General features: G+C 67.0%; 20 protein-coding genes, 1 tRNA gene, 1 other RNA gene and 1 riboswitch. Of the genes, 7 read left to right on the top strand and 15 right to left on the bottom strand.

All coding sequences use genetic code 11. The annotated features are described in order from the left end of the window. Window positions 1-33: 33 nt before the first annotated feature. The 3 genes from dnaK to hrcA form a co-directional block, all read right to left on the bottom strand. On the bottom strand, window positions 34-1,950 hold the full coding sequence (gene dnaK / locus LU699_RS17145; RefSeq protein WP_232135442.1) for a molecular chaperone DnaK: 1,917 nt from the start codon (window positions 1,948-1,950) through the stop codon (window positions 34-36). 135 nt (window positions 1,951-2,085) lie between these two features. Continuing rightward, entirely contained in the window at window positions 2,086-2,616 is a 531-nt protein-coding gene (gene grpE, locus LU699_RS17140) for a nucleotide exchange factor GrpE (RefSeq protein ID WP_232135444.1), read from the bottom strand. A 64-nt stretch (window positions 2,617-2,680) separates the two neighbouring features. After that, window positions 2,681-3,721 (bottom strand): heat-inducible transcriptional repressor HrcA, encoded by a 1,041-nt coding sequence (gene hrcA / locus LU699_RS17135; protein WP_232135445.1) that lies wholly within the window; start codon window positions 3,719-3,721, stop codon window positions 2,681-2,683. A 146-nt stretch (window positions 3,722-3,867) separates the two neighbouring features. On the opposite strand from hrcA, the gene recN reads away from it, so the two are divergent. Continuing rightward, the gene (gene recN / locus LU699_RS17130; RefSeq protein ID WP_232135447.1) at window positions 3,868-5,535 is read left to right on the top strand and encodes a DNA repair protein RecN; all 1,668 of its coding nucleotides are present in this window, start codon (window positions 3,868-3,870) and stop codon (window positions 5,533-5,535) included. Between the two features lie 127 nt (window positions 5,536-5,662). On the opposite strand, the gene fur is transcribed toward recN, so the two are convergent. Continuing rightward, window positions 5,663-6,067 carry a ferric iron uptake transcriptional regulator gene (gene fur / locus LU699_RS17125; protein ID WP_232115395.1) on the bottom strand — a complete coding sequence of 135 codons (405 nt, stop codon included), beginning with the start codon at window positions 6,065-6,067 and terminating at the stop codon, window positions 5,663-5,665. 133 nt (window positions 6,068-6,200) lie between these two features. On the opposite strand from fur, the gene LU699_RS17120 reads away from it, so the two are divergent. Next, entirely contained in the window at window positions 6,201-6,587 is a 387-nt protein-coding gene (locus LU699_RS17120; protein WP_232135449.1) for an outer membrane protein assembly factor BamE, read from the top strand. Window positions 6,588-6,607: 20 nt separating this feature from the next. Here LU699_RS17120 and LU699_RS17115 read toward each other — a convergent pair whose 3' ends face one another. Then, window positions 6,608-6,886: an RnfH family protein gene (locus LU699_RS17115; RefSeq protein ID WP_232135451.1), complete on the bottom strand. Its 279-nt coding sequence runs from the start codon at window positions 6,884-6,886 to the stop codon at window positions 6,608-6,610. Next, on the bottom strand, window positions 6,883-7,317 hold the full coding sequence (locus LU699_RS17110) for a type II toxin-antitoxin system RatA family toxin (protein ID WP_232135453.1): 435 nt from the start codon (window positions 7,315-7,317) through the stop codon (window positions 6,883-6,885). Before LU699_RS17110 ends, LU699_RS17115 begins: the two co-directional genes overlap by 4 nt. Before the next feature lie 38 nt (window positions 7,318-7,355). On the opposite strand from LU699_RS17110, the gene smpB reads away from it, so the two are divergent. Next, window positions 7,356-7,856 (top strand): SsrA-binding protein SmpB, encoded by a 501-nt coding sequence (gene smpB / locus LU699_RS17105; RefSeq protein WP_232135454.1) that lies wholly within the window; start codon window positions 7,356-7,358, stop codon window positions 7,854-7,856. A 40-nt stretch (window positions 7,857-7,896) separates the two neighbouring features. On the opposite strand, the gene LU699_RS17100 is transcribed toward smpB, so the two are convergent. Both LU699_RS17100 and ssrA read right to left on the bottom strand, forming a co-directional pair. Continuing rightward, on the bottom strand, window positions 7,897-10,026 hold the full coding sequence (locus LU699_RS17100) for a CHASE domain-containing protein (protein WP_232580305.1): 2,130 nt from the start codon (window positions 10,024-10,026) through the stop codon (window positions 7,897-7,899). A gap of 146 nt (window positions 10,027-10,172) precedes the next feature. Then, window positions 10,173-10,526, bottom strand: a transfer-messenger RNA (tmRNA) gene (gene ssrA / locus LU699_RS17095). A gap of 212 nt (window positions 10,527-10,738) precedes the next feature. Then, window positions 10,739-10,903, top strand: a riboswitch (yybP-ykoY riboswitch). Between the two features lie 16 nt (window positions 10,904-10,919). Here ssrA and mntP point away from each other — a divergent pair. Both mntP and LU699_RS17085 read left to right on the top strand, forming a co-directional pair. Continuing rightward, entirely contained in the window at window positions 10,920-11,513 is a 594-nt protein-coding gene (gene mntP, locus LU699_RS17090; RefSeq protein ID WP_232135458.1) for a manganese efflux pump MntP, read from the top strand. 73 nt (window positions 11,514-11,586) lie between these two features. Beyond that, window positions 11,587-12,084 carry an ABC-2 transporter permease gene (locus tag LU699_RS17085; RefSeq protein ID WP_232135460.1) on the top strand — a complete coding sequence of 166 codons (498 nt, stop codon included), beginning with the start codon at window positions 11,587-11,589 and terminating at the stop codon, window positions 12,082-12,084. 57 nt (window positions 12,085-12,141) lie between these two features. Here LU699_RS17085 and LU699_RS17080 read toward each other — a convergent pair whose 3' ends face one another. The 4 genes from LU699_RS17080 to serS form a co-directional block, all read right to left on the bottom strand. Beyond that, on the bottom strand, window positions 12,142-12,651 hold the full coding sequence (locus LU699_RS17080) for a hypothetical protein (RefSeq protein WP_232135462.1): 510 nt from the start codon (window positions 12,649-12,651) through the stop codon (window positions 12,142-12,144). A gap of 182 nt (window positions 12,652-12,833) precedes the next feature. After that, a tRNA-Ser gene (locus LU699_RS17075) sits at window positions 12,834-12,923 on the bottom strand. A 75-nt stretch (window positions 12,924-12,998) separates the two neighbouring features. Next, window positions 12,999-14,000, bottom strand: coding sequence for a LysR family transcriptional regulator (locus tag LU699_RS17070; RefSeq protein WP_232135567.1), 1,002 nt, complete (start codon window positions 13,998-14,000; stop codon window positions 12,999-13,001). Window positions 14,001-14,119: 119 nt separating this feature from the next. Then, entirely contained in the window at window positions 14,120-15,400 is a 1,281-nt protein-coding gene (gene serS, locus LU699_RS17065) for a serine--tRNA ligase (protein WP_232135569.1), read from the bottom strand. Between the two features lie 137 nt (window positions 15,401-15,537). Between serS and LU699_RS17060 the strand changes: the two genes are divergently transcribed. Together LU699_RS17060 and LU699_RS17055 are read left to right on the top strand one after the other, a co-directional pair. Next, a complete protein-coding gene (locus LU699_RS17060) occupies window positions 15,538-16,212 on the top strand; it encodes an energy transducer TonB (protein ID WP_232135571.1) in 675 nt (224 codons plus the stop codon). 82 nt (window positions 16,213-16,294) lie between these two features. Further along, window positions 16,295-16,831: an energy transducer TonB gene (locus LU699_RS17055; RefSeq protein ID WP_232135573.1), complete on the top strand. Its 537-nt coding sequence runs from the start codon at window positions 16,295-16,297 to the stop codon at window positions 16,829-16,831. Between the two features lie 96 nt (window positions 16,832-16,927). Here the strand turns inward: LU699_RS17055 and aroA are convergent, their stop codons facing one another. Genes aroA through serC form a run of 3 tightly spaced genes read right to left on the bottom strand, consistent with a single transcriptional unit; the run spans window position 16,928 to window position 20,509 of the window. Further along, on the bottom strand, window positions 16,928-18,241 hold the full coding sequence (aroA, locus tag LU699_RS17050) for a 3-phosphoshikimate 1-carboxyvinyltransferase (RefSeq protein ID WP_232135575.1): 1,314 nt from the start codon (window positions 18,239-18,241) through the stop codon (window positions 16,928-16,930). Next, entirely contained in the window at window positions 18,238-19,416 is a 1,179-nt protein-coding gene (gene pheA, locus LU699_RS17045; RefSeq protein ID WP_232135577.1) for a prephenate dehydratase, read from the bottom strand. Before pheA ends, aroA begins: the two co-directional genes overlap by 4 nt. Next, a complete protein-coding gene (gene serC, locus LU699_RS17040) occupies window positions 19,409-20,509 on the bottom strand; it encodes a phosphoserine transaminase (protein WP_232135579.1) in 1,101 nt (366 codons plus the stop codon). Before serC ends, pheA begins: the two co-directional genes overlap by 8 nt. Window positions 20,510-20,529: the final 20 nt, after the last annotated feature.

Genomic DNA, 20,529 nt, shown 5'->3' with positions numbered 1-20,529 from the left:
CACTAACGCCTGACGCAGCTTCTGCTGACGCCCTTACTTCTTCTCGTCGTCCTTGACCTCGGTGAACTCGGCATCGACGACATCGTCGGACTTCGGCGCATCGCCCGAAGCCGCACCGGCGTCGCCCTGGCCCGCCGCGCCGGCGGCTGCGAACAGCTGCTGCGCGACTTCCTCGAGGTGCTTGGACTTGGCTTCGATCTGCGCCTTGTCGTCGCCCTTCATCGCGGTCTCGACCTCGGCGATCGCCGACTCCGCATTGCCGATCACGTCGCCCGGCACCTTGTCGCCGTTGTCCCTGATCGCGGTGCGCGTCGCGTGCACCAGCGCATCGGCCTGGTTGCGTGCGCCGACGAGTTCCTGGAACTTCTTGTCGTCTTCGCGATGCGCTTCGGCATCGGCGACCATCCGGGCGATCTCGTCGTCCGACAGACCCGAACCGGCCTTGATCTCGACCTTCTGTTCCTTGTTGGTCTTCTTGTCCTTGGCCGACACATGCAGGATGCCGTTGGCGTCGATGTCGAACGACACCTCGACCTGCGGCATGCCGCGCGGCGCGGCGTCGATGCCGGTGAGGTCGAAGCGGGCCAGCGACTTGTTGAAGCGGGCCTGCTCGCGCTCGCCCTGCAGCACGTGCACGGTCACGGCCGACTGGTTGTCGTCGGCGGTGGAGAACGTCTGCGAGGCCTTGGTCGGGATCGTGGTGTTCTTCTCGATGATCTTGGTGAACACACCGCCCAGGGTCTCGATGCCGAGGCTCAGCGGGGTCACGTCGAGCAGCAGCACGTCCTTGACGTCACCGGCCAGCACGCCGCCCTGCACCGCCGCGCCGATCGCCACGGCTTCGTCAGGGTTCACGTCCTTGCGCGGCTCCTTGCCGAAGAACTCGGCGACCGCCGCCTGCACCTTGGGCATGCGGGTCTGGCCACCGACGAGGATCACCTCGTTGATGTCGGACGCGCGCAGGCCTGCGTCGTTGAGCGCGGTGCGGCACGGCTCGATGGTCTTGCGCACAAGTTCCTCGACCAGCGACTCGAGCTTGGCGCGGGTCAGCTTGATGTTGAGGTGCTTCGGGCCCGATGCGTCGGCAGTGACGTACGGCAGGTTCACTTCGGTCTGCTGCGAGCTGGAGAGCTCGATCTTCGCGCGCTCGGCCGCATCCTTCAGACGCTGCAGCGCCAACGGATCCTTGCGCAGGTCGATGCCCTGGTCCTTGTTGAACTCGTCGACCAGGTAATCGATGACGCGGGCGTCGAAGTCTTCGCCGCCGAGGAAGGTGTCGCCGTTGGTGGCCAGCACTTCGAACTGCTTCTCGCCGTCGACTTCCGCGATCTCGATGATCGACACGTCGAAGGTGCCGCCGCCGAGGTCGTACACGGCGATCTTGCGGTCGCCGCCGGACTTGTCGAGGCCATAGGCCAGCGCGGCCGCGGTCGGCTCGTTGATGATGCGCTTGACGTCGAGACCGGCGATGCGGCCGGCGTCCTTGGTCGCCTGGCGCTGGCTGTCGTTGAAGTACGCCGGCACCGTGATCACGGCTTCGGTGACCTTCTCGCCCAGGTAATCCTCGGCAGTCTTCTTCATCTTCTCGAGGATGCGCGCGGAGACTTCCTGCGCGGACAGGCGCTTGCCGTCACTGGTCGACACCCAGGCGTCACCGTTGTCGTGCTCGAGGATCTTGTACGGCACCAGGCCGATGTCCTTCTGGACTTCGCCGTCCTTGAACTTGCGGCCGATCAGGCGCTTCACCGCGAAGAAGGTGTTGTGCGGATTGGTCACGGCCTGGCGCTTGGCCGACGCGCCCACCAGCACTTCGCCGTCCTTGGTGTAGGCGACGACCGACGGCGTCGTGCGATCGCCTTCGCTGTTCTCGATGACCTTGGCCTTGCCGCCGTCCATGATCGCCACGCACGAGTTCGTCGTGCCGAGGTCGATGCCGATGATCTTTGCCATTGCGCTGCTTCCTCTAAAAGGTATGTGTCTGGGTGACGGCCGGAACCGTCGATGACCGTGATCTGGGGACACGCAACACAGCGTTCAAGCGGTGTGACGCATCGGAATTCGCGATCGGGCCGGGGCCCGGGGCGTTCAGTCAGCCTTGGCGACGACGACCATGGCGGGCCGCAGCAGACGCTCGTTGAGCAGATAGCCCTTCTGGAACACCTGGGCGACTGCGCCCGGCGGCACGCCTGGCACATCGACAATGCTCATCGCCTGGTGCTGCTCAGGATTGAAGGGATCGCCCGGCGCTGGCGCCAGCGTGGCCAGACCGTTCGACTCGGTCGCCTTGGTCAGCTCGCGCAGGGTGAGCTCGACGCCGCTGCGCAGCGGATCGGTATCGGAGGCATTGGCGAGGCCGGCTTCCAGTGCATCGAACACCGGCACGAGCGCGGCCAATAGGCGTTCGTTGGCGAAGCGGCGCGCGCTCTCGACCTCACGGGCCAGACGCTTGCGCTGGTTCTCGAGATCGGCGCGTTCGAGCAGGACCTGCGCGCGGAGCTGCTCGAGCTCGCCGCTGAGGCGCTCGACCTGGTCGGCCAGTTGCTGCTCGACCGAGGCCGCTTCCGGGCCATCGGTCTCGTGGGAATCGGGGGACTGCGAATCGTGCTGCTGGGTCATGTCGGGTTCCGGGGCGGTCGTCTGGCCGCCAACGGCACCAGCTATGGGGCCGCCCGCCGGCGATTCAAGGTTCAGGATGCAGCGCGGCGCCGAGCACGGCGGCGGTCGCCTGCACCACCGGGATGACCCGCTCGTAGGCCATCCGCGTCGGGCCGATCACGCCGAGCACGCCCAGCGTGCGGCCGCCGGCGCCATAGGGCGCGGTCACCAGCGACATGCCTTCCAGCGGCGCCAGCCCGGTTTCCTCACCGATGAAGATGCGCACGCCCGGCGCGCGGATCGTGCGCTCGAGCAGTTGCAGGATCTCGCGCTTGCGCGCGAAGGCCTCGAACAGTTCCCGGAGGCGGTCGAGATCCGACAGATCCTGCACGCCGATCAGCCGGTTCTGCCCGGCCAGCAGCATGTCGTCGTCGCCCGGCACCAGCGCCTGTTCGGCGAGTTCCATGGTCTGCGACAGCAGCGCTTCCATCTCGTCGCGGGCATTGCGCAGTTCGTCGACCAGCGCGGCACGGATGTCGCCCAGCGGGCGTCCGGCGTACTGCTGGTTGAGATAGTTGGCGACGCGTTCCAGCTCCGCAGGCTCGAAGCTGCGCCGCGTCTGGATGATGCGGTTCTGCACTTCGTGGTCGGCGAAGATGATGATCGCCATGACCCGCTGACCATCAAGCGCCACGAAATCGATGTGCCGGAATGCCAGCTGCTCGCGCCGCGGCACCGAGACGACGCCGACGAAATGGGTCATCGCCGAGACCAGTTCCGACGCGCTGCCGAGCAGCGACTGCTGCCCGCCACCGCCCAGTTCCCCGCGCAGCCGCTCCATCTCCTGCGCGCGCAGCGGCTTGACCTGCAGCAACGAGTCGACGAACACGCGGTAGCCCTGCGCGGTCGGTACGCGTCCGGCGGATGTGTGCGGCGAGGCCAGCAGGCCGGCATCTTCCAGATCCGACAGGATGTTGCGGATCGTCGCCGCGCTGACATCAAGGCCCGCATGTCGGGCCAAAGTCTGCGATCCGACCGGCCCGCCGTCCTGGATATGCCGCGAGATCAACGTGCGCAGCAGCTGTCTGGCGCGCGGATCGAGCGGATGGCGGGGATCGGATGACATGCGGGCGGTATACGGTGCACCTGTGGGCGATGCAAGCGCTGCATTCTCCGGCTGTGAGACGGACGCACTGTATTCAGCGCACCGTCGAATGCCGATCCACTCGCCGAACTACTCGTCCGCAACGCGCCAAGGCACAATCCGCACCCATGCTGACTCATCTCGCCATCCGCAATTTCGCCGTCGCCAGCCAGTCGGATCTGGAGTTCGGCGCAGGCCTGACCGTCATCTCCGGCGAAACCGGTGCCGGCAAGTCCTTGCTGGTCGACGCGCTCGGTTTTCTGTCGGGCCAGCGCGCCGACAGCGGCATCGTGCGCCATGGCGCCGAGCGCGCCGAACTGCATGCCGAGTTCGCACTCGACGATGCGGCGCCTGCGCTGCGCTGGCTGCGCGAGCACGAACTCGATGATGGTGAAACCTGCCAGTTGCGCCGCACGCTGCGCGCCGATGGCGGCTCACGCGCCTGGATCAACGGACGGCCGGCGACGATCACCCAGCTCGGCGAACTGGCCGGGCATCTGGTCGAGATTCACGGCCAGCACGAACACCAGGCGCTGCTCGCTCGCGGCAGCCAGCTCGCGCTGCTCGATGCGCAGGCCGGCAATGGTCCGCTGCTCGCCGACGTGCGTGCGACCGCGCAAGCCTGGCGCGCATTGCACGACGAGCGCGACGCGCTGGTCGGCATCGGCGATGTCGCCGAGCGGCGCGACTGGCTGCGTCATCAGCTCGACGAACTCGAAGGCGAATCGCTCGCCGCCGACGCGGTGGCCGACCTGTTCGCGAGCCATCGCCGGCACGCGAACGCGGCTGGCCTGATCCAGACCTGCGACACGGCACTCGAGCGCATGCGCGGCGATGACGATCTCGGCCTGCCACAAGCGCTGCAGACGCTGCGCCACGATCTGGCGCGGATGCGTGCGCACGAGCCGCGGCTGGGCGACGTCGACGCGATGCTCGACGCCGCCGCAATCCAGCTCGACGAGGCGACGCTGCTGCTGGGTCAGGTCCGCGACGATCTCGATATCGATCCCGAACAACTGGAGACGCTGGAACAGCGCCTCGGCCGGCTGCACGAACTCGCGCGCAAGCATCGCGTGACGCCGGAAGAACTCATCGACGTGCAGACGCGCCTCGCAGGCGAGCTCGATCAACTCGACGGGGCTGGCGAACGCCTCAAGCAACTCGACGGCGAGATCGAAGCCGCGATGGGCCGCTGGCGCACCGCCGCCGACCGTCTCGGCGCGGCACGCCGCAAGGCGGCCAAGGCGCTGTCGGGCGCGACCACCGCGCTGATTCACGAACTCGGCATGGGCGGCGGCGTGTTCGAAGTCGTGATCGAACCCGTCGAGGCGACGCGGCCCGATCCGCAGGGCGCCGAGCGCGTGGAATTCATGGTGTCAGCCAATGCCGGCCAGCCGCCGCGCCCGCTACGCAAGGTTGCGTCGGGTGGCGAACTGTCACGCATTTCGCTGGCGATCGAAGTCGCCGCGCTCGGTCACGATGCCGTGCCGACGATGGTCTTCGACGAAGTCGATTCCGGCATCGGCGGCGCGGTCGCCGACATCGTCGGCCGCAAGCTGCGCGCGCTCGGCGAAAGCCGCCAGGTGCTGTGCGTGACCCATCTGCCGCAGGTGGCCTCGAAGGGCCACACGCATTACCGCGTGCACAAATCCAGCGCCGAAGGCGCGACCGAAAGCCGGGTCAGCCTGCTCGATACCGGCGAGCGCACCGAGGAGCTCGCACGCATGCTCGGCGGCGTCGACGTCAGCAAGGAAGCGCGCGCCGCGGCCCGCAAGCTGCTGCAGGGCATGGTGTGAGGGGATGTAAAGCCGCGCGGACGAATGCCGCTGCGGTCATTGACGCCCGGGCCTGATGAGGCGCGGCAACGGCCTGTGACCTGGACGCAGGCGGCCGCGCACATCGCGGCCGCCTGCGAAAAAAACGTCAGCGCTTCTTGCGGACGTAGAGCACCAGCGAGTGCTCTTCGAGGATGTAACCGTACTGGTCGGCGATCTGCCGCTGCAGTTCTTCGATCTCAGCGCTCTCGAACTCGATGATCTTGCCGCTGTCCACGTCCACCATGTGGTCGTGGTGGCCGCCGCGATCGAGTTCATAGACGGCGTGGCCGCCCTCGAAGTTGTGCTTGAGCACGAGGCCGGCGGCCTCGAACTGGGTCAGCACGCGGTAGACGGTGGCCAGGCCGATCTCGTCGCCCTGCTCCAGCAGCTGGCGATAGATGGCTTCGGCGGTCAGGTGCTGGCGCGGCGTGCGCTGCTCGAGCAGCTGCAGGATCCGCATGCGCGGATGGGTGACTTTGAGTCCCGCCTTGCGCAGGTCGAGCGATTCCATGGGTGTCTCCGAACGGGCCAACCAAAAACGGGCCGGCATACCACTGGCGGTTGAACGCCAGCTGCCTGGATCGCGGTTGCGGCGTGGTGCGCAGTGTATCATCGGCCGGTCATTCCAGGCCGTCACCCACGACATGCACAAGCTTCTTCTCGTTCCGGTTCTCGCCCTCGCCACCAGTGGTTGCGGCCTGCTGTACAAGCAGCCGATCTACCAGGGCAACCTGATCGACGGCGCCGCGGTCGAGCAACTGCAGGTCGGCATGGGCAAGGCGCAGGTCGAAGCGCTGCTGGGCACGCCGTCGATCGCCGACCCGTTCCATCACCAGCGTTGGGACTACACCGCCTCGCAGCGTGTGGACCGTCGCGGCCGGACCGAGGTGAAGAACTTCACCCTGTTCTTCGAGAACGACCAGCTCGCACGCTGGGAAGGCGAGTACTTCCCGAAGCGCGACGAAGAGCTGGCCGCGGAGATGCGCAAGTTCGGCAACCTGCCGCGCGAGAAGGGCAACCAGCGCCGCTGAGCGGTCGCTGATCTGCAGGCTCAGCCTTCGCCGCGGCTCGTAGCCGCTCGGCGTCGGCGCGCATCCTTGGGATCGATCTGCAGCGCTTCGAGCAGTTCCAGCCGATCGCCGTCTTGCAGCAGCGTCGCAGGCTGCACCCGCACACCGAACACCGCATAGCCGGCGACCGCATCGAGCGCGGTCGGTGCGGTCTGCCGCATGACCTCGATTGCTCCGGCGACGGTCGCCACGTCATCCAGCTGCAGCGTCCAGTCATCGTGGTACCCGGGCTTGGCCCGGACCACGCGCACCGCTTTCACGCCGCCGGCTCCCGTTCGGCGACCCGCACGAAATCGTCGACCATGCGGTCGGCGAGGCCTTTGAAGCCGAGGGTGAGCGCGGGCAGCATCAACCGGCTCTTGGGTTCGAATTCGAGCAGCAGCGTGACCTTGCAGGCGCCGTCGCCGAGCGTGCGGAAGGTCCAGCGGCCGTGCAGCGACTTGAATGGACCGTCGCGCAGCTGCATGTCGATGGTGTCGGGCGGCGACAACGTATTCTCGGTCGTGAACCAGGTCCGCAGTGCACCGAGGCCCAGATCCAGACGCGCGACCATGCGCGATTCGGTCGCCTCCTGGATCTCCGCGGCATCGCACCAGGCGAAGCGGCGGGGATAGGCGGCGACATCGTTGACCAGCGCGTACATGCGCTCGGCGGGTTGCCCGACGAGGGCACTACGTTCGATCTTGGGCATGACTCGCCTGGGGGACCTGCTTCAGGGACAATGGACGGATGAGCAAGAAGAGCGGCAAGGACAAGGATAAGGCAAACAGCACGGGCACCATCGCGCTGAACAAGCGCGCGCGCCACGAGTACTACTTCGAAGACCGCTTCGAAGCAGGCCTGGCGCTGCAGGGCTGGGAGCTGAAGGCGATCCGCGCGGGCCGCGCGATCATCGGCGAGAGCTACGCGATGGTCCTCAACAACGAGCTGTTCCTGATCGGTGCGCAGATCACGCCGCTCAGCCAGGCCTCGTCGCACGTGATCGCCGATCCGCATCGCACGCGCAAGCTGCTGCTGCACCGGCGCGAGATCGACACGCTGATCGGCCGCGTGCAGCGCGACGGCTACACCGTGGTGCCCACGTCGCTGTACTGGAAGGGCAACAAGGTCAAGGCCGAGGTCGTGCTGGCGAAGGGCAAGCAGAGCCACGACAAGCGCGATGTCGCGCGGGATCGCGACTGGGCGCGCGACAAGCAGCGCGCGATGCGGGCGCACAACAAGAACGCCTGATCGCATTTCCCGCGCGCGTGAAACGACGCGCGGGGTTCGATCAGCGTCGCTGCGCGACCGATGCCAGCGTGAAGCGGAACGTCGCCCCACCATCGGGCCGCCCGGTGGCATCGATCGTGCCGCCGTGGCGCTCGACGATGCGCCGCACCGAGGCCAGCCCCACGCCGTGGCCCTTGAACTCGTCGTCGCGATGCAGACGCTGGAACGGGCGGAACAGCTTGCCGGCGTAGTCGGCGTTGAACCCTGCCCCGTTGTCGGCGACGTAGAACACCCCGCCCGGCTCGACGCCGAACTCGATCGTCGCGCGCGCCGTGTTCGCAGTGAACTTCCAGGCATTGCCCAGCAGGTTCTCGAGCAGATTGCGCACCAGCGCGGGATCGCCCTCGGCCTGCAGACCCGGCGCGATCCGCACCGCGACATCGCGGCCCGGTTCGGTCTGCCGCAGTTCCGACAGCACATCGGTCGCCATGCGCGTGAGATCGAGTGGCGCGCGCTTAAATTCGCCGCGGCTGATCCGCGACATCTTCAGCAGCGCATCGATCAGCTCGTCCATGCGCGAAGCGGCGTTGCGCACGCGCGCCAGATAATCCTGCCCCTGCGCATCGATAACCGCGTCGTAGCGCTCGGCGAGGATACGGCCGAACCCATCGATGCTGCGCAGCGGTGCGCGCAGATCGTGCGAGACGATATAGGCGAAGGATTCGAGCTCGTGATTGGCCTGGGTGAGCTCACGCGTGCGCTGCTCGACGCGTGATTCCAAGGTGCGGTTGAGCGCATGCACCTGCGCTTCCGCGCGCAGCCGTTCGGTCACATCGTCGACCTGCACCAGCCGCGCCACATCGCTGCCGTCGTCGCCGGGCATCAGGGTCGAAGCCAGATGCACCTCGCGGATGTCACCGTCGTGGCGGCGAAGCCGGCGCGTGCTGCGATGCACGCCCTCTCGCAGGGCCTGCATCTCCTGCGTGCGCGTGACATCGTCATGCGAATCCGCGAAGTAGCCCTTGAACAGCGTGCCGCTCAACGTCGCCTGGCTGACGCCGGCGATCTCGGCCATCGCTGGATTGCTTTCGAGAATCGCACCATTGCGATCGAGCAGCACCATGCCGATCGCCGAATACTGCATCGCATTGCGGAAGCGCTGTTCGCTGCGCCGGTAGGAATCGCTGAGCCGGTGGGCGAGCGTCTCGGCGCGCGACTGCGTCTGTGCCAGCGTCATCACCATCGCGAACAGCAATAGCGATGCCACGACGCCGGTGATCAGCGTGGCCTGCAGTTCGCGCATGCCGGCCGAGGTCAGCGGACCGACGTGCTGGAAATCGTAGCGCCAGGTGCGGCCGTAAAGCTGCTGGGTCACGGTGTGCAGCACGCGGGTGTCGTTGGCCGAATCTCCATCGAGCCAGCGATCGGACGCGAGCAAAGGCGCGTCCTGCCCATCGCTGACATCGACGATGCGGAACGCGAGATTCCGGTTGACCGGAATCATCGACCGGTCGATGAACTCCGCGGTGCGGAACGGCGCATAGACCCATCCCACCAGTGCGTTCTCGCGCCCGGCCTGCGACACCGGCAGACGCGCCGTGCGATACACGGCTGCGAAGAGCAGCACACCGGCCTGCCCCTCGCGTCCGTACTGACGCAGATGCAGCGGCGCACTCAGCCGGACTTCGCCGCTGTCGCGCGCGGCATCCATCGCGGCGCGGCGCGTCGGATCGCTGTACTGGTCGTAGCCGATCGTCAGCCGGCTGGAATCGATCTCCGGCTCGAAATAAAGGATCGCGCCGTACTTGGGCCGTACGCCACGCGGCGTCATCGTGAACAGCCCTTCCCCGGCAGCGCGCTGACGCAACTGGAGGTCGGCCAACGACTTCGGATCGAGATACGCGACGTAACCGATGCCCATCATGCCGGGCAGCTGGCGGCGGATATCCAGGCCATCGACATAGCCGCGCCATTGCCGCGCCGTCGGCGTTTCGACCGCCGCGCTGTGCAGAGCCACGCCGCCGCGGATACTGAGCTCGTACTGCAGCAAGCGCTGACGCACCGTCTCGGCCAGCTGATCGGCGTCTGCGATGAAGCTCGCTTCGGCCAACCGGCGCTCGCGCTCGCCGGCGCCCCGCGCGTACAGCGCCACCATCAGCAGCGAACCCAGCAGCACGAGACCGGCGAGCACGTGGCTACGGCGCAGCCGCCAGACGGACTGGACGCGTGTGATCGGAGATCCTTGGTGTGGCGTGGACGCGGCCATCACGACAGCATAACGAGCGCGCGCGAATCGACCAAAAAAAACCGGGCCCGAAGGCCCGGTTTTTCAACAAATGGTGGAGGTGGCGGGAATCGAACCCGCGTCCGAAGGCACTCCATCCCCGGTACTACATGCTTAGCTCACCGTTGGATCTCGTCCTGTGGCAGCACAGTGTGCGAAGCGCACCCCAGGACCAGCCTGCTTTGGTTAAGCCGTGACTGACAGGCAGCCATCACAGCCGGTTCCGTGATAATGACCCTACATCTACGAGCACGGGCACAAGTAGGTTCGGGGCTTACGCCTTAAGCGGCGAGAGCGTAGTTGTCGTCGTTGGCAACTAAAAGTTTGCTACTGGATTAACGAGGAAAGTCGCCCCCTCGGCATGCACCAGGCAATTTCGCAACCCCCGTCGAAGCCTGGGCACCCCCGGGAGTCAGAAGTCGCTCTGACCCGATCAGTATAGGGCCGACGCGGCGTATCTCAAGCAACGCTTTAGTACGGCACGCTCCCGGTTCACCTGCACTCTCAGCAGATGGTCCCGGCATGCGAGAAACACGAACAGCGCGCTTCCGGAGATCGTCACGATCATGTCATCGGCTATACGTGTGCGTTGTTCGGGGCGCGCTGATAGCATGCGCGTCCCCTTGGGGAGTAGCCGGCTTCCGCGTCGCGGAAGCGCCTGTATCAACACACTCGATCCGCATGATCGTGGTGCAGGCAACCAGTCCAGGTAGGCGAGACCAGCGGTGAATCGGCGCTACAGCGGTTGGGCGCGCCGGTCTGCCGTGCATCGTCTCCGCCCGACCCGAAGCAGTCCTCGCATGTCCTTTCTCTCGATCGTCCTGATCGGCTTCGCCATGTCCACCGATGCGTTCGCCGCCGCCGTCGGCAAGGGCGCGGCGATGCAGCAGCCGCGTTTTCCGGAAGCGCTGCGCGCCGGCGCGATCTTCGGCGTCATCGAAGGCGTGACGCCGCTGATCGGCTGGGCGCTGGGCCTCGCCGCGGCGTCCTATGTCACCGCGTGGGATCACTGGATCGCATTCGTGCTGCTCGGCGCACTCGGCATCCGCATGGTGCTCGCCGGCGTCCGCAAAGATGCGCCTGACGAGGCGGAAGGCGACGCGCGCCCGCACGGATTCTGGAATCTCGCTGCGACCGGCTTCGCCACCAGCATCGATGCGATGGCGGTCGGTGTGGGCCTCGCGTTTCTCGACGTCAACATTCTGCTGGTCGCGACCGTCATCGGCGTCTGCACGCTGGTCATGGTGACGACGGGGATCATGCTCGGCCGCGCACTCGGCGCGATCGTCGGCAAACGCGCGGAAATCGTCGGCGGCCTGATCCTGATCGTCATCGGCAGCGTGATCCTCTACGAACATCTGTCCGGCAAGGCCGGCGGTATCGGCATCGGTTGAGCCGCCGACGGTTCACGGTCGCCTGACGAACACGGACGGATGCTCGCCGGGCCAGCCAGGCAAGGAGCCACCCATGAAAGTCCGTCGCGTCTACAGCACGCCGTCCCTGCAAGCGGCCGAAACGGCCGTCCGGGCCGCCCGGGAAGCCGGCATCACCGAAGCCGATATCTCGCTCATCGCTCGTGGCGATGTCGAACTCGACGCGATGCCCGAACACCAGAAGGAAGCGCCGACCGACTTCAAGCACGCCGCCGTGCGCGGTGCAGGTATCGGCGGCGCGACGGGTCTGCTTGCAGGACTGGTCGCCGTCGCAGTGCCGCCGCTGGGTTTGACGCTGGCCGGTGTCGCCTTGACGACACTCGGCGGCGCGGCGGTCGGCACTTGGGCATCGTCGCTGGTCGGCGCCTCCCTGCCCGATCCGATCCGCCAGAAATTCGAAGGCGAAATCGAAGCAGGCCGCGTGCTCGTGGTGATCGATGGCGCGGGTGAAACGCTGGCGAGCGCCGAGGCTGCCTTACGCGATGCGGGCGCAATCCATCTGCCGTATGGCGATCCTGCTGCGATGAGCTGACGCGCGAGTCCTCTGCGCGCGAACCACGCGGGTTGGCGAGTGGGCTACAAGACTCTGTCAGGCCGTTTCGCATGCCGCGCGCGCGACGTTCTGGCGCGCGTCGTCGACCCAGACGACCGGCGCGACGCCGGGCCGCGAAATCACCACGGCCTGCGTGTAGCCGACATCGCCACCGAAACCATCCTTCGAATTGACCTCCATGCACACGATCTCGCCGCCCTGAAGTGCCCGCTCATTGCGGAACTCGGCCGTGGATGGGTCGCGCAGGTGATCGAGCACCAGCGCACGCGCGAGCAGGAATTTCGCGTTCGCGGCAGAGGCGCCCTGCTCTGCTGACACAGTCCGGCTTTGATCGACGCCAGTAACGGGCGGCCGTGAATCCCGGGTGGGTGCCGATGCGATCGTCGACGCGGATGACTCGGCCGGCGGGTTGGATGGCGCCGCGACCGGCGATGCATGCGATGCGCGCGCGGCATCAAATCCAAGACGCATCTCGTTCCACGCAATACCTGCTCCGATCGCACCTATTACGGCGATCGCGATCCACACTGATTTCGTGCGCTTCATGTCGCTCCTCCTGAGCTGCAGATTGTCCTGTGCGCATTCTAGCGGCGGCAGAACACAAGCACCGATTGGCAAAGCAGCAGTCACCGTCACCGCGCGGCGGCAACAGACGGGACAAGAGAAGAGGCCAAACGGGTCACCAGATGCAGCTGCAGCAACGTCGCGTATGCAGTGCGGGACGTAGTTGGCGGAGAGAGTGGGATTCGAACCCACGGAAGGTTTGACCCTTCGGCGGTTTTCAAGACCGCTGCCTTAAACCACTCGGCCATCTCTCCGATGTGTCTCGCTTCATCACCAGCGCCGCTGACCGTCGAAGCAAACGCCACGCGTGATCGCGTGGCGTCGCGCGACTACGCCATTGTCGCACGCACCGCGGCGGTGGAGATACGCGGTGGCGGGATGGCGCCGGGCATCGGCTTCTTCTCGCAGTTGCGGCAGTCGAGGCTGGAGGCTTCGATCAGCGGCGGCAGCTTTTCGGCGAGGAAGTCGATGAAGACGCGCACCGCCGGCAGCAGACCGCGACGCGAGGCGAACACGGCATGAGCGATGCCTTGGGGCAGGTGCCAGTCGGGCAGCACGACTTCGAGTTCGCCGTTGCGCACGGCTTCGGCGCACAGGGTTTCGGGCAGCATCGTGATGCCGAGGCCCTGCTTGGCCAGCGCCATCAGCATCGGGAAATCGAAACCTGCGACGCGCGGCTTGAGTTCCACGCGACGCGTGGTGCCGTCGTTGGCCTGCAGGTCCCAGCGCTGCTTCACTTCGTCCTCGCCCATGCTCATCGTCGTGTGTTGGTCGAGCTCGTCGGGATCCTTAGGCCGGCCCATGCGGTCGAGATAACCGGGGCTGGCGACCAGCAGTTCCTGGATCTGGCCGAAGCTGCGCATCACCAGGCTGCCGTCGTCGTCGAGCTTGGAGCGCACGCGCACCGCGACATCGAAACCCTCGTTGATGACGTCGACGCGGCGGTTGCTGACGTGCAACTGCACGCGCACCTGCGGATAGCGCGCGAGGAACTCGGGCAGCATCTGCGGAATCGACTGCTGGGCAATGCTTACCGGCACGCTGACGCGCACGAGTCCGCGCGGCTCGGCGCTGAGGCGGTCGACGACCTCACGTGCGGCCGTGGCCTCGGCGAGCATCGACTGCGCGTGGCGAAACACGCTCTGGCCGACATCGGTGACCGCGAAGCGACGCGTGGAGCGCTGCAGCAGACGCACGCCCAGCTCGGTTTCGAGCTGACTGATACGGCGGCTCAGGCGCGACTTCGGAATGCCGAGTGCACGCTCAGCGGCCGCGAAGCCACCGTGCTCGACGACCATCGCGAAGTAGTACAGATCATTGAGATCCTGCATGTGGGGGAACCTCGCTATCAGAACAATCCGCGATATTCCATCACCTTTATTCCAATTTCGCAACAGACGGCGCCTATCACTGCCATTCGTTCCAAATAGGACGCAGGTCTTGTTGCCTATCAATCGATGCGCGTGAGCCCGCCCATGTAGCCGCGCAGCGCCTCGGGCACTTCGATCGAACCCTCGGCCTGCTGGTAGTTCTCCATCACCGCGATCAGCGTGCGGCCGACCGCGAGACCGGAACCGTTGAGCGTGTGCACCGGCTCCGGCTTGCCCGACTCGGGATTGCGCCAGCGCGCCTGCATGCGGCGAGCCTGGAAGTCGCCGGTGTTCGAGCACGAGGAAATCTCGCGATAGGTTTCCTGCGACGGCAGCCAGACTTCGAGGTCGTAAGTGCGGCGCGCGGCAAAGCCCATGTCGCCGGTGCACAGCAGCAGTTTGCGGTACGGCAGACCGAGCTTCTCGAGCACGGTCTCGGCGCAACGGGTCATGCGCTCGAGTTCGGCGTCGCTGTCCTCGGGCCGAACGATCGACACCATTTCAACCTTCTCAAACTGGTGCTGGCGGATCATGCCGCGCGTGTCGCGGCCGTGGCTGCCGGCCTCGGAGCGGAAGCACAGCGAGTGCGCGCTCATACGCAGCGGCAGGCGATCGGCCTCGACGATGGTGTCGCGCACGATGTTGGTCAGCGGTACTTCGGCAGTCGGAATCAAATACCGCGTCTCGTCGCCGAACGGTGTCGCGAACAGGTCGTCCTCGAACTTCGGCAGCTGGCCGGTGCCACGCATCGTGTCGGCATTGACGATCAGCGGCACGCTGGTTTCTTCGTAGCCATGCTCGTTGGTGTGCAGATCGAGCATGAACTGCGCGAGCGCGCGATGCAGGCGCGCGAGCTTGCCGCGCAGCACGGTGAAACGCGCGCCGCTGAGCTTGGCCGCGGTCTCGGCGTCGAGCCAGCCGTGGCGTTCGCCGAGCGCGACGTGGTCGCGGACTTCGAAATCGAACGCGCGCGGCGTACCCCAACGCGACTGCTCGACGTTGTCGGATTCGTCGCGGCCCACCGGCACGCCGGCATCGGGCAGGTTCGGCACACCGAGCACGATCGCCTCGATGTCGGCCTGGATCTCGACCAGACGCGATTCGCTGATCTTGAGTTCGTCACCGAAACCGGCGACTTCCGCCAACAGCGGTGCGACATCCTCGCCCTTGGCCTTGGCCTGACCGATCGCCTTGCTGCGCGTGTTGCGCAGATTCTGCAGTTCCTGCGTGCGCACCTGGATCTGCTTGCGTTCGGCTTCCAGCGATTCGATCCGCGACACCGGCAGTTCGAACCCGCGGCTCTCGCGCAGGCGCGCGGCGGTATCGGTGACGTGCTGGCGCAGGAGGCTGGGATCGAGCATGGCGGGGCTTCGGCTTATCGATAACGGAATCCGCATTATCGCCCGGATTCCCGCAGGACGCGCCCGCTGCGTCCGCGTGCCGAACAGTAGGCGCGAAGGCGTGTGCAAGAATGCGGCGCCACGTCGAGGAGCCCGCCATGTCCGCTTCGTCTCCGCCTTTGTCCGTCCGCTTGCGCCGCACCGTGCGCGACGTGATGCCGAGCGGGCGCGCGTGGTGGTTCGTGGTCGGGGGCTGCGTCGCAGGTGTGCTGCTGTTCGCGGTGCTGTGGCTGGCGCGTCCGTCGACAGATGCCGCTGGCGACGGCGAAGACACTTCTGCAGTGGCCGGCGACCGTGCGATGACGCCCCTGCCCGCGCCGTTGCCCGCCGCCGGCAGTACCGACCGGGGCTTCGATTACGCCAGCCCGCAGGACACGCGCACGCCGGTACGTATCGATGCGCACGTGCCGCAGACCGCGCCGGCGCCCGCGCCTGTCGCAGCGCCCGTGGACCAGGCGCCCGCGGCGCCGGTCACGACGGCGGCCACCGATCTGCCGACCAGCGTGCCGCGTCCGGTCTCTACCCAGCAGCCCGAATATCCACGCGCATCGATGCGACGTGGCGAGCGAGGCGATGTGTTGTTGCTGGTCAAGGTCGGCGCGGACGGTCGCGTCGATGGCGTCGATGTCGTCAGCAGCAGCCAGCATCGCCGTCTCGATCGCGCGGCCGTCTCCGCAGTGCGTCGCTGGCGCTTCGAACCGGCGATGCGCGACGGCCAGCCGGTCGCCGGCGAGTTGCGGATTCCGTTCTCGTTCGCGCCCGAAGGCGGCTGACCGCGGCGGTTTTGCACTGCACATCGCGTCCACATCCTGCGTGGGACGCTCGCCGCACCCATTCAGGTAAGGAGGTGCGGCCATGAACGACCCGGTGCAGCGTCCCATCGATCCCCCGCCGCAGGACCCGCCGCGCAAGGGCTCCAGCCCGCTCGTGTGGATCCTGTTGCTCGTCGTCCTCGTCGCACTCGGCTGGTATGCGCTGACCCAGCGCGGTACCACTGACGCGCCAGAGCTGCCGCCGACGCCGGTCATCGACGATCCGGCCGCCCCGCCCGCCGAACGCGAGCCCGCGACCCGCACCACGCCGCGTGCGGATACGACGCCCGCACGTCCCGCCGATCGCGAGGCACGCCCGGTCGCGCAGCCGGAGATTCCATATCCGCCGGCCGCAGCACGCAGCCGCGAGGAAGGGTCGCTGATCCTGCTGGTGCAGGTGGACGCGAACGGCAACGCCACCGACGTGACCGTGGAGAAGCGCAGCGGTTCGCGTGATCTCGATCGCGCCGCGCAGCAGGCGGTGCGCGACTGGAAGTTCGAGCCGGCGATCAAGAGCGGCAAGCCGACCGCGAGCGCGGTCCGCGTGCCGATCGAGTTCACGCTGCAGGATGCGGGCTGATCCAGGCAGTTCGAAATGCGCTGAACGCAGAACGCCCGCATCTTTCGGATGCGGGCGTTCTTCTCTGGACAGTCCGGTATGCGAACACGCGTGCGGTCAACCGTTGCGCAGCGCGAATCCTGCGGTCTCCGCCAGCTCCAGAAACCCCGGAAACGAAGTCGCGACATTCGCGGTGTCGCCGATGACGACCTCTCCGCGCGAGCGCTGACCGGCGATCGCGAACGACATCGCGATGCGGTGGTCGCCATGGCTGTCGACGCAACCACCGCCGACGCCATCCGCGCGTCCGGTGATCGTCGCGCCATCGGGCGCTTCTTCGATCTCGACATCGAGCGCCCGCAGGCCTGCGGCCATCGTCGCGATGCGGTCCGATTCCTTGACCCGCAGTTCGTGCGCGCCGGTCACCCGGGTCACGCCCGATGCACAGGCCGCGGCGATGAACAGCGCCGGGAACTCGTCGATCATGTCCGGCACGTGTTGCTCAGGCACATCGATGCCGTGCAGCGGTGCGGAGCGCACACGGAGGTCGGCCACCGGCTCGCCACCCTCCTCGCCCGAATCGGATTCGACGATGTCCGCGCCCATCAGGCGCAACACATGCAGCAGGCCGGTGCGACGCGGATTCATGCCGACACGGCGCAGCAGCAGATCGGAACCGGGCACGATCGACGCGGCGACGAGGAAGAATGCGGCCGACGAGAAGTCCGCCGGTACGCGCACGTCCGTCGCGCGCAGGCGATGACCGCCGCTGAGACGCGCGATGCCCGGCGCGAATTCGATCGGCCAGCCGAACGCGGCGAGCATGCGTTCGGTGTAATCGCGTGTCGGACGGGTTTCGTGCACAACGGTCTCGCCATCCGCGTACAGACCCGCGAGCAGCAGGCAGGATTTCACCTGCGCGCTGGCGAGCACGTTGTCGAATTCGATGCCGGTCAGCGGGGTGCCACCGTGGATGTGCAGCGGCGGCACGCCACCTTCGCCGGTGTCGATGCGCGCACCCATCTGCGCCAGCGGTTCGGTGACGCGACGCATCGGGCGCTTCGACAGCGACGCATCGCCGACCAGCGTGCTGTCGAACACCTGACCCGCGAGCAGGCCGGCGATCAGACGCATGCCGGTGCCGGCATTGCCGCAGTCGAGCGGGCCGTCGGCGGCGCGCAGGCCATCGATGCCTACGCCGTGCACGACGCGGATACCCGGCGCCGGCGTGTCGATCGCGACGCCGAGGCTGCGGAAGATCGCCTCGGTCGCGCGTGCGTCCTCGCCTTCGAGAAAGCCTTCAATGCGCGAGGTGCCGTCGGCGAGCGCGGCCAGCATGATCGCGCGGTGCGAGACCGACTTGTCGCCCGGCACCCGCACTTCACCGCGCAGCGGCGCACCCGGCGCCGCGATCCACGACGCCTCGCTCACGGCACGGCGACCGGGTAGGACCCGAGCACGCGCACCTCGCCGGCGAACGCGTCGATCTCACCCAGCGCGTCCTTCAGCGGCGACTCGTCGACGTGGCCGTTGACCTCGATGAAGAACGCGTACTGCCACAGCGCACCATGCGCGGGGCGCGACTCGATGCGGTTCATGCTGATGTCGCGACGTGCCAACGGTTCGAGGATGCGGTACAGCGCGCCCGGCTGGTCGCGGATGAAGACCATCAGCGAGGTGCGGTCGTTGCCCGAGGTCGGGAACGCGCCCCGACCGATCACCAGGAAGCGCGTGGTGTTGTCGCTGCGGTCTTCGATCGGACCTGCGAGCACCTGCATGCCGTAGACGTGCGCGGCGTTCTCGCCGGCGATCGCCGCCGCGTCGTCGGACTTCTTGGCACGGCGCACGGCTTCGGCATTGCTGACCACCGCGTGCTTTTCGACGCCCGGCAGGTTCTCGCGCAGCCATTGCTTGCATTGCGCGAGCGACAGGCCATGCGAATACACGCGCTCGATGTCCTCGATGCGACCGGTGCGCGACAGCAGGTACTGGTGCACGCGGAGTTCCACTTCACCGCAGATCTTCAGCGGCGAGGTCAGGAACATGTCGAGCGTCGACTGGATCGTGCCCTGCCCCGAATTCTCCACCGGCACCACGCCGAAATCGGCGTTGCCGGCAGCGACCTCGTCGAACACCTCCTCGATGCTCGCCAGCGGCAGGCCCTTGGCCGAATGGCCGAACTGCTTGTGCACGGCCTGCTGCGAGAACGTGCCTTCCGGCCCGAGGTAGCCGATCTTCAGCGGTTCCTGCTGCGCGAGACACGCCGACATGATCTCGCGGAACAGGCGCACGAGTTCGGTATCCGACAGCGGGCCGTCGTTACGGTCGACGACACGGCGCAGCACCTGCGCCTCGCGCTCGGGCCGGTAATAGTCGACGGCCGCGGCGAGCTTGCCCTTGGCCTTGCCGACCTGGCGCGCGAACTGCGCGCGCTCGGCGATCAGCGTCTGGATCTGGTGGTCGATGCCGTCGATCTGCGCGCGGACCGCGTCGAGATCGGGCCTGGCGACGCTTGCGGTAGGAGCGGCCTTCACCGCGTCGACCTTCGCAGCCGCCGGCTTCTTCGCCTGTGCGGCCACCGGGGTCTTCTTCTTCGAATCAGCCATGGGTCTTCTGGAAATCCTGCATGTAGGCAACGAGGCTGCGGACGCCGTCGACCGGCATCGCGTTGTAGATGGACGCGCGCATGCCGCCGAGCACGCGGTGGCCCTTGAGGCCGATCAGTCCGGCCTCGCGCGCGCCGTCGAGGAAGGCGGTATTGCGCGCTTCGTCGGCGAGGAAGAACGGCACGTTCATGCGCGAGCGCACGGCGGCATCGATGTCGTTGCGATAGAAGCCGCCCGAGCCGTCGATCGCGCCGTAGAGCAGCGCAGCTTTCTCGTCGCTGCGGCGGTTGAATGCCACGGTGCCGCCCTCGTCGAGCATCCAGCGGAATACGAGACCGGCCACGTACCAGTTCCAGGTCGGCGGCGTGTTGAGCATCGAGTCGTTGGCGAGCTGCGAGCTGTAATTGAAGACGTCGGCGCGCGGCATGCCGGCACGCTCGAGCAATTCGCGGCGAACGATGACCACCGAGATGCCGACCGGCCCGAGATTCTTCTGCGCGCCGGCGTAGATCACGCCGTAGCGCGAGATGTCGATCGGCTCCGACGCGATGCTGGAACTGAAATCGGCGAACAACGGCACGTCGCCGGTGTCGGGCGCGGTTTCGCCCCAGGCCGGCCGGTACTCGACGCCGTGGATGGTCTCGTTCGCGGTGATGTGCACATAGGCCGCGCCCGGCGTCAGCCGCCAGGAGTCGCGCGCGGGAATCGTCCGGTAACCGTCGGCCTCGCCGCTCGCGGCAATGTTCACCGACACCGCCGGGGTGAGCTGCTTGAGCGCGGTCTTGCCCCAGTGGCCGGTGACGACGTAATCGACCGTGTCGCCCTGGTTCGCGAAGTTCAGCGGTAGCAGCGCCTGGGCCGTCGTCGCGCCGCCCGGGAGGAACAGCACGGCGTAGTCATCGGGCACACCGAGCAGCGTGCGAAGATCGGCTTCGGCGCGTGTGGCGACCTCCATGAACTCCGGTCCGCGGTGGCTCATCTCGACGATCGACGCGCCGGCATCACCCCACTCCAGCATGTCCGCCTGCGCCTGTTTCAGCACACTTTCAGGCAGGGCCGCCGGTCCCGGGGCAAAGTTGTAAGCACGCGCCATTGAACACTCCACGGAACGGA

The sequence above is a fragment of the Luteimonas fraxinea genome (assembly GCF_021233355.1).
Classification (GTDB): Bacteria; Pseudomonadota; Gammaproteobacteria; order Xanthomonadales; family Xanthomonadaceae; genus Luteimonas; species Luteimonas fraxinea.
This window is presented reverse-complemented; position numbering and strand designations above follow the sequence as displayed.

Excerpts from the sequence above, each read along its gene's own strand:
- dnaK (WP_232135442.1), bottom strand. The coding sequence starts at position 1,950 with ATGGCAAAGATCATCGGCATCGACCTCGGCACGACGAACTCGTGCGTG.
- grpE (WP_232135444.1), bottom strand. The coding sequence starts at position 2,616 with ATGACCCAGCAGCACGATTCGCAGTCCCCCGATTCCCACGAGACCGAT.
- hrcA (WP_232135445.1), bottom strand. The coding sequence starts at position 3,721 with ATGTCATCCGATCCCCGCCATCCGCTCGATCCGCGCGCCAGACAGCTG.
- recN (WP_232135447.1), top strand. The coding sequence starts at position 3,868 with ATGCTGACTCATCTCGCCATCCGCAATTTCGCCGTCGCCAGCCAGTCG.
- fur (WP_232115395.1), bottom strand. The coding sequence starts at position 6,067 with ATGGAATCGCTCGACCTGCGCAAGGCGGGACTCAAAGTCACCCATCCG.
- LU699_RS17120 (WP_232135449.1), top strand. The coding sequence starts at position 6,201 with ATGCACAAGCTTCTTCTCGTTCCGGTTCTCGCCCTCGCCACCAGTGGT.
- LU699_RS17110 (WP_232135453.1), bottom strand. The coding sequence starts at position 7,317 with ATGCCCAAGATCGAACGTAGTGCCCTCGTCGGGCAACCCGCCGAGCGC.
- smpB (WP_232135454.1), top strand. The coding sequence starts at position 7,356 with ATGAGCAAGAAGAGCGGCAAGGACAAGGATAAGGCAAACAGCACGGGC.
- mntP (WP_232135458.1), top strand. The coding sequence starts at position 10,920 with ATGTCCTTTCTCTCGATCGTCCTGATCGGCTTCGCCATGTCCACCGAT.
- LU699_RS17085 (WP_232135460.1), top strand. The coding sequence starts at position 11,587 with ATGAAAGTCCGTCGCGTCTACAGCACGCCGTCCCTGCAAGCGGCCGAA.
- LU699_RS17080 (WP_232135462.1), bottom strand. The coding sequence starts at position 12,651 with ATGAAGCGCACGAAATCAGTGTGGATCGCGATCGCCGTAATAGGTGCG.
- LU699_RS17070 (WP_232135567.1), bottom strand. The coding sequence starts at position 14,000 with ATGCAGGATCTCAATGATCTGTACTACTTCGCGATGGTCGTCGAGCAC.
- serS (WP_232135569.1), bottom strand. The coding sequence starts at position 15,400 with ATGCTCGATCCCAGCCTCCTGCGCCAGCACGTCACCGATACCGCCGCG.
- LU699_RS17060 (WP_232135571.1), top strand. The coding sequence starts at position 15,538 with ATGTCCGCTTCGTCTCCGCCTTTGTCCGTCCGCTTGCGCCGCACCGTG.
- LU699_RS17055 (WP_232135573.1), top strand. The coding sequence starts at position 16,295 with ATGAACGACCCGGTGCAGCGTCCCATCGATCCCCCGCCGCAGGACCCG.
- pheA (WP_232135577.1), bottom strand. The coding sequence starts at position 19,416 with ATGGCTGATTCGAAGAAGAAGACCCCGGTGGCCGCACAGGCGAAGAAG.
- serC (WP_232135579.1), bottom strand. The coding sequence starts at position 20,509 with ATGGCGCGTGCTTACAACTTTGCCCCGGGACCGGCGGCCCTGCCTGAA.